At 26.9% G+C, this 17,217-nt stretch carries 13 protein-coding genes, 6 tRNA genes and 1 other annotated feature; of the genes, 6 read left to right on the forward strand and 13 right to left on the reverse strand.

Annotation, left to right across the window (positions count from 1 at the left end):
• Positions 1 to 9: 9 nt before the first annotated feature.
• The gene (locus tag AC07E4_RS19080) at positions 10 to 408 is read right to left on the reverse strand and encodes a NusG domain II-containing protein (protein WP_187372148.1); all 399 of its coding nucleotides are present in this window, start codon (positions 406 to 408) and stop codon (positions 10 to 12) included.
• 440 nt (positions 409 to 848) lie between these two features.
• On the opposite strand from AC07E4_RS19080, the gene AC07E4_RS19085 reads away from it, so the two are divergent.
• Together AC07E4_RS19085 and AC07E4_RS19090 are read left to right on the forward strand one after the other, a co-directional pair.
• Complete coding sequence (locus tag AC07E4_RS19085; RefSeq protein ID WP_040330110.1) at positions 849 to 1,304, forward strand: FMN-binding protein; 456 nt, start codon at positions 849 to 851, stop codon at positions 1,302 to 1,304.
• Positions 1,305 to 1,444: 140 nt separating this feature from the next.
• Positions 1,445 to 2,473, forward strand: coding sequence for an FAD:protein FMN transferase (locus AC07E4_RS19090; RefSeq protein ID WP_478217196.1), 1,029 nt, complete (start codon positions 1,445 to 1,447; stop codon positions 2,471 to 2,473).
• Between the two features lie 27 nt (positions 2,474 to 2,500).
• On the opposite strand, the gene AC07E4_RS19095 is transcribed toward AC07E4_RS19090, so the two are convergent.
• Positions 2,501 to 2,749 (reverse strand): DUF3892 domain-containing protein, encoded by a 249-nt coding sequence (locus tag AC07E4_RS19095; RefSeq protein ID WP_478217197.1) that lies wholly within the window; start codon positions 2,747 to 2,749, stop codon positions 2,501 to 2,503.
• Between the two features lie 74 nt (positions 2,750 to 2,823).
• Between AC07E4_RS19095 and AC07E4_RS19100 the strand changes: the two genes are divergently transcribed.
• The gene (locus tag AC07E4_RS19100; RefSeq protein WP_040330107.1) at positions 2,824 to 3,369 is read left to right on the forward strand and encodes a TetR/AcrR family transcriptional regulator; all 546 of its coding nucleotides are present in this window, start codon (positions 2,824 to 2,826) and stop codon (positions 3,367 to 3,369) included.
• Between the two features lie 67 nt (positions 3,370 to 3,436).
• Here AC07E4_RS19100 and AC07E4_RS19105 read toward each other — a convergent pair whose 3' ends face one another.
• Positions 3,437 to 6,196, reverse strand: a complete 2,760-nt coding sequence (locus AC07E4_RS19105; protein ID WP_478217198.1) for a hypothetical protein — start codon at positions 6,194 to 6,196, stop codon at positions 3,437 to 3,439.
• A gap of 469 nt (positions 6,197 to 6,665) precedes the next feature.
• Positions 6,666 to 6,921: a binding site (T-box leader), on the forward strand.
• Positions 6,922 to 7,058: 137 nt separating this feature from the next.
• Here AC07E4_RS19105 and cysK point away from each other — a divergent pair.
• From cysK to AC07E4_RS19120, 3 genes are all read left to right on the forward strand, one after another.
• The gene (gene cysK / locus AC07E4_RS19110; protein WP_478217199.1) at positions 7,059 to 7,970 is read left to right on the forward strand and encodes a cysteine synthase A; all 912 of its coding nucleotides are present in this window, start codon (positions 7,059 to 7,061) and stop codon (positions 7,968 to 7,970) included.
• Positions 7,971 to 7,985: 15 nt separating this feature from the next.
• Entirely contained in the window at positions 7,986 to 8,528 is a 543-nt protein-coding gene (gene epsC / locus AC07E4_RS19115; RefSeq protein WP_040330104.1) for a serine O-acetyltransferase EpsC, read from the forward strand.
• A gap of 189 nt (positions 8,529 to 8,717) precedes the next feature.
• Positions 8,718 to 10,460, forward strand: coding sequence for an ATP-dependent metallopeptidase FtsH/Yme1/Tma family protein (locus AC07E4_RS19120; RefSeq protein WP_478217200.1), 1,743 nt, complete (start codon positions 8,718 to 8,720; stop codon positions 10,458 to 10,460).
• A gap of 47 nt (positions 10,461 to 10,507) precedes the next feature.
• Here AC07E4_RS19120 and AC07E4_RS19125 read toward each other — a convergent pair whose 3' ends face one another.
• The 10 genes from AC07E4_RS19125 to hypD form a co-directional block, all read right to left on the reverse strand.
• Positions 10,508 to 12,661: a YhgE/Pip domain-containing protein gene (locus tag AC07E4_RS19125; protein WP_478217201.1), complete on the reverse strand. Its 2,154-nt coding sequence runs from the start codon at positions 12,659 to 12,661 to the stop codon at positions 10,508 to 10,510.
• 237 nt (positions 12,662 to 12,898) lie between these two features.
• A tRNA-Gly gene (locus tag AC07E4_RS19130) sits at positions 12,899 to 12,972 on the reverse strand.
• 17 nt (positions 12,973 to 12,989) lie between these two features.
• Positions 12,990 to 13,065: transfer RNA gene (locus AC07E4_RS19135), tRNA-Pro, on the reverse strand.
• A 23-nt stretch (positions 13,066 to 13,088) separates the two neighbouring features.
• Positions 13,089 to 13,162, reverse strand: a tRNA-Gly gene (locus AC07E4_RS19140).
• A 4-nt stretch (positions 13,163 to 13,166) separates the two neighbouring features.
• Positions 13,167 to 13,241 (reverse strand) — tRNA-Gly (locus AC07E4_RS19145).
• 6 nt (positions 13,242 to 13,247) lie between these two features.
• Positions 13,248 to 13,323: transfer RNA gene (locus AC07E4_RS19150), tRNA-His, on the reverse strand.
• A gap of 6 nt (positions 13,324 to 13,329) precedes the next feature.
• Positions 13,330 to 13,406 (reverse strand) — tRNA-Arg (locus tag AC07E4_RS19155).
• 102 nt (positions 13,407 to 13,508) lie between these two features.
• Positions 13,509 to 13,868: an arsenate reductase family protein gene (locus tag AC07E4_RS19160; protein ID WP_040330101.1), complete on the reverse strand. Its 360-nt coding sequence runs from the start codon at positions 13,866 to 13,868 to the stop codon at positions 13,509 to 13,511.
• A gap of 137 nt (positions 13,869 to 14,005) precedes the next feature.
• Positions 14,006 to 14,815, reverse strand: coding sequence for a pyrroline-5-carboxylate reductase (gene proC, locus AC07E4_RS19165; RefSeq protein ID WP_040330100.1), 810 nt, complete (start codon positions 14,813 to 14,815; stop codon positions 14,006 to 14,008).
• A 31-nt stretch (positions 14,816 to 14,846) separates the two neighbouring features.
• Complete coding sequence (hypD, locus tag AC07E4_RS19170; protein WP_478217202.1) at positions 14,847 to 17,216, reverse strand: trans-4-hydroxy-L-proline dehydratase; 2,370 nt, start codon at positions 17,214 to 17,216, stop codon at positions 14,847 to 14,849.
• Between the last annotated feature and the right edge of the window lies 1 nt (position 17,217).

Consider the following 17,217-nt stretch of genomic DNA (forward strand, 5'->3'; position numbering starts at 1 on the left):
TTTTCTCTCCTATCTAGCTATAAAGTCTTCCTCTTCAGTTTCTTTTACCTCACCGGTAATCTCTATTATTAATTTATGTGGTAGACACACCGCAGTCTGCCCAACTTTATATATGTACCCTACTCTTTCACAAACTTTATCATTACAATCAGCATCAACTATTGCTATTTTTTCATCTTCTAATTTTATTGTATTATAACCTTTTGAGGTTTTTACATTAAATTCTTCAACTCCACTATGTGTATCTAATCTTACAATCTTATATTCTTCTCCATTAACAGTTATTTTAGCATATACACCATTGCTATTTCCATTAATATTGAATATCATAATTGCTCCATATGGAATAAAAGACAACAACAGTAATACTATTATTATCACTATATCAAATTTTTTTAGTATTTTCATAATTTCCCTTTCGAACCTTAATAGTATATTCTTAATTATATATCTTTTAGCTTTCTTCATAATACAATATTGCTTTAAATAATACAATGACATTACATATGGTTTCTCCATATAATTATAATAATTTAATTTTTCAATTAATAATCTTATTGATATGTTTATTATCGTTATAAATTAGTCATACAACTTTATAATTTATATAATATTTTTTCTTTATTGTTTTATTTAATTTAAAATTCAACTCGATATTTAACCTAAATATATATATTAAGTATTAAACTGTAAAATTATTATTTGTTTTCATTAAATTTTTCTTCTACTTCTACATATTTTTTAATATTTTTGAATTTTTTCGATATTTTATATTTACTTTTTTAGTTAAATTATATACAATTTAAAATAGCAATACATCTTTTTTTTATTAATAGGAGGACTTTTAAATGAATAAAAAACTTTTAAGTGCTGTTTCAGCAGCATTATTAGCAGGAACATTACTAGTAGGATGTGGATCTTCTAAAACTGAAGGCCCTCAAGATGGCACATACAAAGCTGAATTCAGTGAAGCTGATAGCCATGGTTGGACTGGATTTGTAGAATTAACTATTGAAGAAGGAAAAATAGTTGATTGTAAAGCTGATTACAAAAATGAAGAAGATAAATTAAAATCTGAAGATGAAGACTACAAAGCACAAATGGAACCAGTTGCAAAGACTTATCCAAAAGAATTTTCAGAAAAATTTAGCAAACAATTAATAGAAAAAGGAAATATAGAAGAAGTTGATAGTATAACAGGCGCTACTACTTCATCATCTGATTTCAAACTTTTAGCTACAGAAGCTTTAAAAGCAGCTGAAAAAGGTAATACTGATGTAGTTAAAGTAAAACCAGCAAAATAATATATTGGTACAATATTTTTTCAATATAGTACAAGCCAATATGAGACTTTAGGTTTTATCCTAAAGTCTCTTTTTATGATATAATAATTTTAAATTATATTTATAATTTTTGTAACTATACAGTTAGGAGGTTATTACATATGAATTTTTTAAAAAAATGTATATTATTTTGTACTATCTTATCTTCATTTTTCATATTTGGATGTTCAAAACAAAGTTCTGAACCTATTTCTAGAACTGATATGATAATAGGTACTGTTTGTACAATTCAAATATTTGATTCTAAAGATACAAGTATTTTAGATAAATGTTTTGATGAACTTAAGAATTTAGAAGATTTGGTAAGTATAAATAAAACTGGTACAGAATTAGATACAGTAAATGAAAATGCAGGAAATAAACCTATTAAAGTCAGTGATGATACTTTTAATATAGTAAAAAGAGGCCTTTATTATTCTCAACTTTCAAATGGAAATTTCGATATAACTATAGGCCCAATTGTAAAACTTTGGGGAATAGGAACTGAGAATGCTAAAGTCCCTGAAAATACACTTATAAAAGATACTTTATCTTATGTAGGTTTTAAAAATGTTGATTTGAATGAAAATGATAAAACTATATTTTTAAAAGAACCAAATATGGTAATAGATCTTGGTGGAATAGCTAAAGGCTATGCTGCTGACATTTTAACTGACTTGCTTAAAGAACATAATGTTAGTAGTGCTATGATAAATTTAGGTGGAAATATATATATGTTAGGTAATAAACCTAATGGAACTGATTGGCGAATTGGTATCCAAGATCCTAATGACACAAAAGGTTCTGTAGGTAATTTACTTGTAAAGAACAAATCTATAGTTACATCTGGTACATATCAAAGATACTTAGAAGTAGATGGCAAAATTTATCATCATATTTTAGATCCTAAAACTGGCTATCCTTTTGATAATGATTTATTAAGTGTTTCTGTAATAAGTGATAAATCTATTGATGGAGATGCACTTTCTACAACTACTTTTGCTTTAGGTTCTAAAAAAGGTCTAGAATTTATAGAGTCTTTAGATAATATAGATGCTATTTTTATAACTAAAGATAAAAAGATCTTTATAACTGATGGAATTAAAAACAACTTTAAAATAACTAATTCATCATATTCATTGGAAGAATAGAAAGAGCTGATGCTAATCAGCTCTTTTTTAAAACATCTCTTTATTGTCTAAGTTATCATCCTCTTTTCCATTTGGATTACTTCTTAAAAATTCTCTTCCGTTTTTAGCCTTTCCTACATTTACACCTTCAATCATTCCATTCTTAGCCATGTTTATTCCTTCTTTTATTGAGTATGTGTCTCCATTTGAAAGCATAACATCTGTAATGTCGCCATCAGAATTCTTTCTTACTTTTGAAATAGTATTTTTACATTCATTATTAAAATTATATTTCATATTTATCACTCCTTATGAATATTATGTTTTATATAACGAAGATTTATTCTTTTTGCAGGGAGGTTATTTACAAGTTGCCTAATATTAATAACGAAGACATAGAATATAATATTATAAATACTTCTAAAACTTTATTTATTTCAAGAGGATACGAAAATGTAGACATGAAATCAATTTCTAAAAAGTGCAATTTATCTATTGGTACTCTCTACAATTATTTCCCCAATAAACGTAAAATAATTGTAAAAATTTTAGATAATCATTGGCAAAACACTTTTTCAAAACTCAAAGGAATTTCCTCTTTAGATAATAGATCAAAACTTAAAGATATAATTGAAATAATTTATGATGATATGTATACCTTATATCCATTAACTAAGGATATAAAAAAATATATTTTTATTCAAAGTTATTACACTAACCTTTCTTTACCTATTTCCCATATAGTTAATTCACTTGAACAAGATTCTAATTCTATAGTTAACTATTTGTATAGTTCAACATTTATTTTACACTTACTAAATAACATTGACTCATTACTTTTATCTAATTTTAATGATAAAGAAAAAAATTTAGATATTCTATTTAATAAAATGCATTCTATGATATATACATTTTAAAATATTGTATAATAAAAAAGTAAAGTCAAATTTAGTAAAAATACGACTTTACTTTCAACATTAAAATTTATATTTTATAAACTGTTCCGTTACAATACAATACTCCAAGTAATAATTGTTTTTTATATTTTTCTAATTCACTATTTATAAATGATATATTTATTACAATCTCTTTATTTCTTGTTTCTAATCCATTTCTCTCTATTTTTTTAGTTTCAAAAATCTTTTTAGATGTTAATATATTTTTTTCTATATCATCAATTAGCTCTTTAAATATATCATCAATTTCCATGTGTATTTTTAAAGTTAATTCTTCCAATTTATCAAATATTTTATTATAAATATTATCACAAACTATATCACTTTCTTCAATTAACTCAGCTTTTACTAATTCTTTTTTATTACTTATTTTGTCCCCTTGTTTCAAAAAAATTCCAGATAAACCAGTTGCTATACTTTTTATTATATTTTTTCTTGGAAACATTTTAAATTTGAAATCTAAGTTTTCAAGAAATTCCTCATAGTAATTATTTATTTTTATTTTTAAATCATCTTCTGAGATAAAATTGACTTCTTTAATGTCATCTGCAAAATCTAAAGCAATTGGTTTAATCTTCCTAGTATTATTATTTGTACTTCTAATTAAGTCTAATTGAGAAAAATATACCTTATCATATTTATTTAAAAACATATTAAATTGATTTTTTAGCATATCTACTATTTCTTCATTACACCACTCTACAATTTTATTACTGATAGCACTTTCTGCTTCATCTCTTAAATTTTTTCCTTCTTCTATAGTGTCAATAATCCTTGAATTTGAATCTATAATTGCAGGTACAACTGTATCTATTTTATTTCCAACATAATCCTTCAAAGATTCTAAGTCATTATTTATTTTATCCTTAAAATCTTCAACATTATTTTTTATTATTTTTAAGTCTTCTTCATATTTAAAGGTTGAATCCTCAACAGACTGTACTTCTAAACCTTTTTCAAGAAATTCTCTCTCTGTTTCTTTATCTATATCTTTTAAATGTTTTTTTACTAAATTTGAAAAATCATTATATCTATACATAGTAATACTATTAGGAACTGATTCTTCTATTTTATTGTATATATCTTCTACATCTGATTCTTTATAAATTTCTTCGTGAGATAAAATACCCTTATTTTTCAAAATTTGTTTAGTTTCTTTCACTTCTGCATCTGAGATATCACTACTAACTATCCATAAAAATTTACTTGTATTCTTGTAATCTAGCTCACTAATTTTATCTTTTATGCCTTTTTCTATATTATTATTTTCTAATAAAACTATAGCTATATCAGCAATATCTATATTTTGATCTTCTACAACAACAAATTCTCCACTTTCTATTTTATTTACTATTTTAAATATGTTTTGTTGCATACTATTTAAAAACTCTTCTTTTCGTTTTAAATCTTCACATAAAATTAGTATTTTTATTTTTCTGTTTACTATTCTACATTGCTCATCATATGTTATATCATTGTTAAAATCGCATTTTTCACCTATGAAATTTACTTTATTTATTAATTCCATCCAAGGATAAATTTTTACATTATCTTCATTTTGAGAAACATTCTCTAAACTAGCTTTCATAACTTTCTCTATATAATTTATATCATATTTCAAACTACCTTGAACTTTCATAGCCAATAATCTAGTAGAAGCTTCAAAACTATCATTATAATTTTTATTTCTAAATGAAGCCATCATAAAGTAAAAATTAAAATCTTCTTCAAATCCCCTTATTTTTTTATTCTCATATTTTTTATCTAAAATTTCTTTATATATATTTTTTAAAACTGGTAAACAATTACTAAAGTTGCTATAATCTATTGACTTATAATTTATCTTATTTAAAGTACTACTAAGATATTCTAATAAATTTTGAAGTCCCGTACTCCAATTCTTCACTGCATTATATAGTGCCTCAACTAAATTTCCCCATTCATCAAAATGTTGAGTTGTCAATAATAGTTCTAAAAATTTTACTGTTCTTTCTAAACATTGTATATTAAAGCTTTTATCAACATTACAACAGCTTATAGCTACATTTACCCAGTATATATCTTCATTTTTATAATATTCATTGTAACAAATTTCTAATGCTTTCAAATAAAATTTACTGTTTCTTAAAAATTCTACGGCATCTTTTCCTACATTTTCATAGTCTGGCATAACTTTTATAATATTAATAGCTGCTTCATATGCTTTATCAACATCTTCCATAACTTTTGATATATAATATATGGATTTATTTTTTTCTAAGTATAATAATTCTCTATCACTAACTATACTTTCATAAAATACTAACGCCTTTTCATTATTACTACATATGTCACCTAAGTTTTTTCTTGCCCACATAGAAAGTTCAAATACAGTTATGTCATCTTCATCTTGAACCATATTGAAAAACTTACTATCATTTTTATTTGCATTATTTAAAATCTCTATAACCTTTTCAAAATGTTCCTCAGCAAAACTTCTATTATTTTTATGTATATATAATTCTCCTAATGAAAAATGTGCAACTATTAATTTTTTCATATCTGCATAATTTAATTTCGATGTAGGAATGTAACTTAAATCCTTTACTATATTGCTGAAATATTTTAAAACATCATCATCTTCTAATTCTATTTTAAAATTATTTTTCAACACCCATGTGTAATATCTCTTTAATGCTAAAGATACTTCACAACTAATCTCTGGTTCACATAAACTTAAGTATATATCAAATTTTTTTATATCTTCATAAGATTTTCTTAAAAAATTAACTTGATTTTTTAATCTCACTTTTTTCAACTCCTCATATAATCATAGTTTTATATTTGTCATATTATATAATAATATTATTTTATGACATTTTAGTTGCTAAACATTAATATTATTGATTATAAGCTCATTATTTACTCACAGTTAAGAACATATTTATAATAATCATTCATAATTGCAAGTTTCATTTTAAACTTCTTAATTCTTCTTTATCATAAGTCAAATTTATTAAAATAACAACAAAATTTAATTATATATAAAATTCAAACACTAGTCATTGTACATAAAAAAATTTTATTACTTTATTCTTTATTTTCCTCATATATTAGGTTTGTAATTAATAATATTAATCATTGTAATTAATATTATTAATAATTATTATCATTATTTTGTAACATTTTCCTAGTATTATTAATATATTTATTCTATAATGATTTTAAACTTTTATTAATTTACATGTATATTTAATTTGAACATATTAAAATATTATATAAATGCATTGATAAAGAAAAGTATCATAATTACTAAGTTACAGAGAAAAGACATTGGTGAGAAGTCTTTACTATAGATTTATGAGAAGTGCCCTTTGGAGCAGAATATCCGAATAAACAATTTTTATATTGTTCCGTGTAGGATTTTCCAGGTTCGCCTGTTATAGCGATAGGATATATTAGTATCTGAATTTTTCGAGTGGGACTTTTGTCCAATTAGAGTGGAACCACGGAGTTTTATACTTCGTCTCTATATTATTAGAGACGAAGTTTTTTTATTGTATAAATATAAATTTCAATACATAGCTATGATTATTCTTATATATAAATTTATTAATTTAATGGTACCTATTAAAATTTGTTAAAAACTTAAAATATTAGGAGGCTTAATTATGTTATATAAAAATGTTTTAGATTTAATTGGTAATACACCTATTGTAAAGTTAAATAAATTAACAACACCATCTATGGCTGATGTTTATGTAAAACTCGAAAAATGTAATCCTGCTGGCAGCATAAAGGATAGAGCTGCTCTAGGAATGATCGAGGCTGCTGAAAAAAATGGTCTTTTAAATAAAGATAGCATTATAGTTGAACCCACAAGTGGAAATACCGGTATAGCTATTGCTATGATTGGAAAATTAAAAGGTTATAAGGTAATAATAATAATGCCTGAAATTATGAGTGTTGAAAGACGTAATATTATAAGTTCTTACGGTGCAGAGTTAATTCTTACAGATGGTTCTAAAGGCATGAACGGAGCTATAAATAGAGCCTTAGAATTATGTTCTGAAAATCCAAATTGCTTTATATTAAATCAATTTGAAAATTTAAACAATCCTAAAAAACACTATGAAAGCACAGCATTAGAAATTTTAAATGATATTCCTGATTTATCTGCATTTGTTGCTGGAGTTGGTACTGGTGGAACTTTAATTGGAGTTGGTGAAAAACTTAAAGAAAAAGCTTTTAATATAAAAATTGTTGCTGTTGAACCTAAATCTTCTCCTGTTCTGTCTGGTGGGAATCCTTCTTCTCATCAGATACAAGGAATTGGTGCTGGATTCATCCCTAAGATATACAATAAAAAATTTGTTGATTATATAATTGCAGTTACTGATGAAGATGCAATTGAAACAACTAAATCACTAGTTTCCTCAGAAGGTCTATTTTTAGGAATATCTTCTGGTGCAAACATCTATGCGGCATTGCAACTAGCAAAACTTTTAGGACCTAATCATAAAATATTAACTATAGCCCCTGATGGAGGTGAAAAATACTTATCTATGGGTATTTTTAAATAATGAAGGTGATATTATATGTTTAAATATATAAAAGAAGATCTTAAAACTATTAAATTACAGGATCCAGCAATAAAAAGCTATATTGAAGGAATCCTTTACCCCTCATTTTATGCTTTATTATTTTATAGATTTGCTAAAAAATTATATAACTTAAAATTATACTTTTTAGCCAGATTTATATCACAAGTTGCTAGATTTTTAACTGGTATAGAAATTCATCCTGGTGCTACATTAGGTAGACGACTTTTTATAGACCATGGAATGGGTGTAGTTATTGGTGAAACTTCCGTTATTGGAGATGATGTTGTAATATATCATGGAGTTACTTTAGGTGGTACAGGCAAACATCAAGGTAAACGTCATCCCACAATTGGAAATAATGTTATTATCGGTTGTGGAGCAAAAATTTTAGGACCTATAACAATTGGTGATAACTGCAAAATTGGAGCAAATTCAGTAGTTTTAAAACCATTATGTTCAAATTCTACAGCAGTTGGGATTCCAGCTAAAATTATTAATCATTCAGATGTTCAATTCACTAATTTTTATATAATTTAATTTATTATAATAAGATTTCATTGTACAAATCATTATTAAAAGAGAAAGATGTGTTTTCTTTCTCTTTTAATATTTCAAGTTATATTCCATAAATTACATTTCCATATTATATGCTTTTAATTAGACAAACACATTTTAAACTATATAATATTTTATACAGTATATTTTCTTAAGAAAGTGAGGAATATTATGAAACTTAATAAAAAACTTCTTATTTCTATTCCAACTGTAATAGCTTTTTTGTCTTTATTTATAATGGTTTATATAAATTCTACAAATTTAAATATGCCATTTAAAAATTATAGTAGTTTCTTAAAAGATGTTGATAATAAAATTGTACATTCTGTTAATTTATCTCCATCTTCTAAAATTGAAATAATACTTAATGATGGGAGTAAATATATAACTGATAATCCTAATAGTTCAAATTTAAAAGAGTCACTTTTAAAGAATAATATAGAAGTTAATTTAAATTCTTCTATTTCTAAAATTCAAACTGTTGCTTCCATATCTTTTATTGTATCAATTATATTTATAATTTCATTTTTTATGTCAAATCAAAAAACAAAGGGCGGTATTTCTTGTATAGATGCACAAGATGTATCTTCATCTATGGCTAATAATTTTAATTTCAATTCTGTAGCTGGAAATGATGAAGTTAAAGAAAATGTTAAAGATATAGTAGATTATCTTAAAAATCCTGAAAAATATAAAAAATATGGTGCTAGAATGCCAAAGGGAATTATATTACATGGTGACCCAGGTACAGGCAAAACTCTTATAGCTAAAGCCATTGCTGGTGAAGCAAATGTTCCATTTTACGCTGTTTCTGGTTCTGATTTCATACAAATGTATGTAGGGGTAGGTGCTAGTAGAATACGACACCTTTTTAAAAAAGCTAAATCTAATAAGAAAGCTGTTATTTTTATAGATGAAATTGATGCTATTGGTAAAAAAAGAAGCAATAGTACCAATGGAAGTTCTGAAGAAAAAGATCAAACATTAAATGCACTTCTTACCGAAATGTCAGGCTTCAACGAAAGTCATAATATAGTTGTAATAGCAGCAACTAATAGACTTGATGTATTAGATTCTGCATTATTAAGACCCGGCAGATTTGATAGACATATAGAAGTTGCATTACCTGATATATCTGCTAGAGAAAAAATTATTTCCCTTCATTTAAAAAACAAACCATATAATAATTTTAACTTAAAAGATCTAGCAATAAAAACTGCTTATTTTTCTGGTGCTAAAATTGAAAGTTTAATAAATGAAGCAGCTATACTAGCTTGTAAAGAAAATGCACCCTATATTACAGAGCATCATTTAGATAAGTCTTTTTCTAATATTATAGCTGGTTATGAAAAAATTGATAAAACTTCTTTAACTTCTAAAGATAAAGAAATTACTGCATACCATGAAGCTGGACATGCATTAGTTTCCTTATTAAAGTTGCCAAATGAAAAAGTCAGCAAAATTTCAATAATACCAACTACAAAAGGTGCTGGCGGTTATACATTATCATTACCACAAGATAGCAACTTCCAAACCATGGAGTATTTAACCAATAAAGTAATGGTATTCTTAGGTGGTCGTGCTTCTGAAGAAATTATTTTTGGTGAAAAAAATATAACTACCGGAGCTTATAATGATTTAAAACAAAGTACAAATATAATTTATAATATGATAGCAGAATACGGTATGGGTGAATCTTTAGGGCTCATAAGAGTTTCAGGAATGCCTGACGAAGTTAAAAATGCTAGTTCTAAAATGATTTTTGACGAATGTAAAGAAACAATAGAAACATTATATTTAGATACGAAAAATATACTACTTAATAATATAGATACATTAAATGTTCTAGCACAAAGTCTTATTGAAAAAGAAACCCTTCATCATATTGAAATTTTAAATATAACAAAATCATAGAAAAAAAGATATATTACACTTAAAATGTAATATATCTTTTTATTTTTTTATTCTGATAATCCACTTTCTTTAAATTTAGCATTAAACTTCTCTACTATTTTATCTAAAGGTTTCTTTAATAGCACTCCTATGAGTAAAAATACTATAAAAAACAATAAAAGTTTTGTTATATCTCTTCTCAAATTTGTTACTACAGCTCCAGCTACAGCCTCTCTCATAGCTCCTATTGCATATGTAAATGGTAGATATGGATTTATTGCTTGAAAAAATGGAGGTGTAACTTCTATTGGAAATGTACCACCTGATGCGGCCACTTGTAATACTAATAATATAACACCTAATGCTTTCCCTACATTTCCAAGAACTGACACTAATGAATAAACTATCATTGAAAATACTGTAGCTGTTAATGCTGCAAGAGCTATAAATAATTTAACATCTACAACATAGCATCCTAATAAATATTTATCTCCAATTGCAACTATTAACCCTTGAGTCACTGCTATAGTGAAAAAAAATAAATATTTCCCGAAAAATTTTTCATAACTTTTTAACGGTCTTTCACCTTCGAATTCATGAACTTCAACTGTTAATATTGATGATAATATTAATGTTCCAACCCATATAGCAAGTACAGTATAAAATGGCGACATAGCTGAACCATAGTTTGGTATCTTATAAAGACTATTTTGCACTAATTCTACTGGAGTTGATATAAATGTTTTTGCACTATCAGGATTAGTTTTTAATAACTCTATTAAACTATTTATTTTCTCATCATCATTCAAAACAGATATTTTATCATTAACTTTTGATAATGATTCTTTTATTTCTGGCAAAGCATCTTTAAATTCTTTTAATTTTTCACTACCTAATGTTGCGCCCTCATCTGCTAAACTTAACAGATTTGTGATAGTTGGCATATCACTATTTAAATCATTTAGCATTTTCAATGAATTATCTGCTATAGTAGATAATTTTTCAATTACATCAGTTAATGCTGGTTTAAATTCATTGTCAAAAGAATCTATTTTCTCATTTATAAATTCTATTACTTGATTTATATCATTTTTTAGCTTCATAAGAGTATTTTGAGCTAATTCATCACCTTTTTCAGAAGCTACAATTAATTCTTGTACTGTTGAAATTTGTGATTTTATCCCAGTGGAAATATCTTTTAGTTGTGCTGATACTTCATTCAAAGTTGGATTTTGAACTAAATTATTTATTTTATCTATTTTTTCATATATTGATATAATTTTAGAATCCGTAGCTTTAAGTAATGTTTCTATTGTATTTAAGATTTTAGCCGTTTCATTTCCACTTGTACTATTTAAGATAGAATCTATTAAATTACTTGCCTCTACTGCAGTATCTCTTGCAAACTCTAAACTTTCTTTTATGTATGGTGACACTGTTTCAATCGTTTCTTTTCCCTCTTCAATAAATTTTTTACTTTGATTTCCTACCTCAATAGCTGATTTGACAGTTTCTTCCATCACCGGTACATTAGTTTGTATTTTTCCAATAAACTGATCTAGAGTTAATGAACCATTATAAAATTTATCTACTAAGATTTCTATATTCTCCATATTATTATTTAAATCTGAAACAATTGAAATTAATTTTATTAAATTAGGTTTTTGATTTTCAACCTCAACTCCTATCTTATTAAAATTTTCAAATATAACACCATTTACTGTTTTAACAAAGTTTTCTGATACTGTTTGCTGTAATGTAGATGCACCCTTATCTGTGATTTTAGGTGCAATTGCATTACTTTTTTCATTCACACTATATATAAGTTCTGGTTTTTTAGGATTTTTATTAAGAAAAGATGTCAAATTTTTAGAAAAATCTTCTGTAATAACTATACTTGCATAATATTTTCCATGCGACACACCATAACTTGCATCTATTTCATTTGTAAAAACCCATCCAATGGAATTATTTTTTTTAAGTTCACTAACCATTTCATCGCCTATTTTTAACTCCATATTGTTAAATCTATATCCTTTATCTTTATTAACTATGGCTACCTTTATTCCATTTGTACTTCCATATGGATCCCAACTTGCTTTAATATTAAACCAAGCATATAGTGATGGCAGTATACTTAATGCTAATATTATTATAATTGCTACATAATTTGTAAAAAGCTTTTTCATATCTCTTTTGTAAATTCTAAAAATATTTTTCACTATCCCACCTCTTCTAATTTTTAAATAAATATATAGTTTTAAAATTGTCTTTGTCACTATTGTTCGCTATATTTTTTAAAGCTATACAACTTATTATTTTTTTTTAAATTAAATAAGTTAAGGATTAATGATTTAATATAATAACTTTGTATTTTTTATTTACTTAACATTTTCTAATTTCATATTGATAATATTTAATCCAAATGAAAAAAAGATAGTCTTAAGACTATCTTTTTTTGGAGCGGGTGAAGGGAATCGAACCCTCGTAACTAGCTTGGAAGGCTAGCACTCTACCATTGAGTTACACCCGCATATTATTAAGTTTTAGTGGTCGGGGTGACAGGGATTGAACCTGCGACCTCATGGTCCCAAACCACGCGCGCTCCCATCTGCGCCACACCCCGAGACAATATTAACTTTTTAAAATTGGAGCGGGTGAAGGGAATCGAACCCTCGTAACTAGCTTGGAAGGCTAGCACTCTACCATTGAGTTACACCCGCAGTTTGGAGCGGAAGACGAGATTCGAACTCGCGACGTTCACCTTGGCAAGGTGACGCTCTACCACTGAGCCACTCCCGCAATATATGGGGTGACCGATGGGACTCGAACCCACGACACCCAGAGCCACAACCTGGTGCTCTACCAACTGAACTACGATCACCATATATGGTGCGTTTTAAGGGATTCGAACCCCTGGCCCACGCCTTAGAAGGGCGTTGCTCTATCCAACTGAGCTAAAAACGCATTTTTTCTCCGAGGAGATTACCCCTCAGCGACGAAATTAATGATAACATATATATTTTTATTATGCAAGTACTTTTTTAAAAAACTTTATAATTTTATTAATTATAATTTTAAAGCTTCTCTCCACTGCTCTTCTTTAAATCCTATTAGAACTTTGTCCTCTAAAATTAATATTGGTCTTTTAACAAGCATTCCATTAGATGCTAATATTTCTATAAGTTCTTCAAAATCTCCATTTTTAACCTTATCTTTAAGATTCATTTCCCTATAAAGAATTCCACTAGTATTAAAAAATTTATTTATTGGCATACTACTTTTTTCTATCCATCCTTTTAATTCATCTGTACTAGGGTTAAACTCAACTATATGTCTATCCTCAAATTCTATATTATTTTCTACCAAAAACTTGTATGCTTTTTTGCATGTTGTGCATTTGGGATATTCTAAAAATAAATTTTTCATATCTACAACTCCCTCTGAAAATAATTATTATTTATTAATATTATTTATTAAATCATATTTGTATTGCATTTTCAATGCATACTTATCAAAAGAAGTGTCGTCAAAATCAATTGGAGACACTTCTTTTAATATAATATTTACTTTTTACTCATTTCCTTTGATTTTTCCATACAGCTAGACATAGCTTCTACAACCGCTGATTTAAATCCATTTTTTTCAAGGCTTCTTACAGCTTCTATAGTTGTTCCACCTGGTGAACAGACCATATCCTTTAATTCACCTGGATGTATTCCAGTTTCTAAAACCATTTTTGCTGAACCTAATACCGCTTGTGCTGCAAACTTATATGCCATATTTCTTGGCATACCTCCTAATACTGCACCATCTGCTAATGCCTCAATAAACATAAAAACATATGCTGGCGAAGATCCACTAACACCTATTACCGAATCAATTAAGTTTTCAGGTAGTATTTCAGCTTTCCCAAAACTTTCAAATATTGATTTAATTTCTAATAGCTCATCATCACTTACATTTTTATTCTTACATAAGGATGACATACCTTCACCGACTAATGAAGGTGTATTAGGCATACTTCTAACAACCTTAACATTTTCTCCTAATACATTTTCAATACTTGCTATAGTTTTTCCTGCTGCTATATTAATAATTATTTTACTTTCATTTATTTCACTTTTTATTTCATTCATAACTTCATCATAAATATTAGGTTTAACTGCTAAAAATATTATATCTGATAATTTAGCAACTTCTTTGGAATTAGCAGTAGTTTTAATTCCAAATTCTCTATTTAATTCAATTAGTTTTTCCTCATGTTTAACTGATGCTATTATATTTTTAGGATTAACAAGCTCTGATTTTATAATTCCTCCAATCATAGCTTTTCCCATATTTCCAGCACCAACAAATCCTATAGTTTTATTCATAGTATCCTCGTATCCTCCTAAATTATAACTTTTAGAAACTTTGTTCTGTTCTTTCTATAATTTCGTCTTGTAATACTTTACTTAAATTGTTGAAATGATCACTATACCCAGCAACTCTTACTATTAAATCTTTATATTCATCAGGATTCTTTTGAGCATTTAAAAGTGTTTTCCTATTAATTACATTAAATTGTATATGATGGCCCTCAAAATTAAAATATGTTTTTATCAAATTTGCCATATTGCTAAGCCCATCTTCTCCTGCAACTACTTCTGGTGTAAATTTTTGATTTAAAAGTGTTCCACCTGTTTTTAAATGATCCATCTTTGCTGCTGACTTTATAACTGCTGTGGGACCATTTATATCTGCACCTTTTTCAGGTGAAATACCTTCTGATACAGGTTTGTTTTTAAGCCTTCCATTTGCTGTTGCACCTATTACTTCTCCAAAATATATATGACATGTTGTTGGTAGCATATCTATTCTGTATACTCCACCTTTAACATTTTTTCTTCCTGTAACTTCTAAATAAAAGCTTTCAAAAACCTCTTTCATTATGCTATCTGAATAATCATCATCATTACCATATTTGGGTGTTTTATTTAATATTAAGCCTCTTATAAATTCATGATTTTCAAAGTTATCATCCATAGCATTTATTAATTGTTCCATTGTAAACTTTTTCTTATCAAATACATTATATTTAATAGCACTCAAACAATCTGTTATAGTTCCTATTCCAACTCCTTGTATATAACTTGTGTTATATCTAGCTCCCCCACTATTATAATCCATACCTTTTAATATACAATCATCTATTATAATAGATAGAAATGGAGATGGCATATTTTTAGAATATATTGCTTCTATTATATTATTTCCTTTAATTTTTATATCAATAATATAATTCAATTGTTTCTTAAAAGCCTGGAATAATTGTTCGTAATTTTCAAAATCTTTCGCATATCCTAATTCTAACCCAATTTGTTTGCCTGACATATTATCAAATCCATTATACAATGTTATTTGTAATATCTTAGGCAGATTTAAATACCCTGTTAGATTATAACACTCCTTGCCCCATGCACCTGTTTCAACACAGCCACTTGCTCCTCCACCTCTAGCATCTTCTATACTCTTTCCCATTTGTAATAATTCCTGAACTATAGCTTCTGTATTATAAAAAGCTGGTTGCCCCCATCCTTTTCTTGAAATTTCACATGCTCGTTTTAAAAATTTTTGTGGAGTTTTTCTACTTATTTGAACATTTGAACTTGGTTGCAATATTTTAAGTTCATCCATTGTATCTAGTATTAAATAGCTCACTTCATTAACTCCATCACTTCCATCTTTTGTGATACCACCAGTATTTATATTTACAAAATCTGTATAAGTACTGCTTTCTTTTAGGGTAACACCAACTTTAGGTGGTGCTGGCTCATTATTGAACTTAATCCAAAAACATTCTAAAAGTTCCCTTGCTCGTTCCTTATTTAAAATTCCATTATCAATATCTCTTTTGTAGAATGGGTATAAGTGTTGATCTAGTCTCCCTGGCGAAAAAGCATCCCAAATATTAAGTTCCGTTGTAACTGCTACATGTACAAACCAATACATTTGTAATGCTTGATGATAATTTTGTGGTTTTTTTTCTGGAACAATATCACAGTTTTCTGCAATTAATAATAAATCTTTTTTTTCTTTTTCATCTTCAGATTTAGCTGCTAACTCTCTTGCATATTCTGCATACCTTTTTCCATATATGATTATAGCATCACAACAAATCTCCATAGCTTCAAGCTCCGATTTTTTTTCAAATGCTTTTAAATCATTTTTATAATCTAATTCTTTTAATGCTCGTTGTATTTGCTTTTTAAAGTCTAAAAATCCATTATTATATATTTTTCCATCTCCTGCAGTATGCCCTGGAGCCCTTTGTTCCATAAATTCAGTAAAAATACCAGCCTCATAGCATTTTATCCATTCTTTTGTCATACTATTAAATATTTTTTCTTTAATAGCTCTCTTTTCCCAATATGGAATTATTTCTTGTTTTTGAAATTTCTTATCTTTATCACTCACTTTAAATGCTATTTTATCTCTTGAATTCATTATTTCAAAGTCATCTAAAGTATGGCAGCATAATTCTGGGAAAGTTGGTGCTCCTTGAGGTGTTTCTCCTTTTTCACCAACTATAAGTTCTCCCCTTCCTATATAAAGTGTTCTATTTTCCATGAAGTATTTGAATGATAATGCCCTTAAAACTGGAACTTCTACTTTCCCCTCATATTTTTTATAAGCCTCTGTAAATAATTTAGCTCTTTCCATTGATATATATGGCTTTGTTTCAACACTAAGTTTTCTTAAATTTCTAGTTCTATTATTAAACCCTCTTTCCATA

Source organism: Clostridium amazonense (assembly GCF_056431285.1).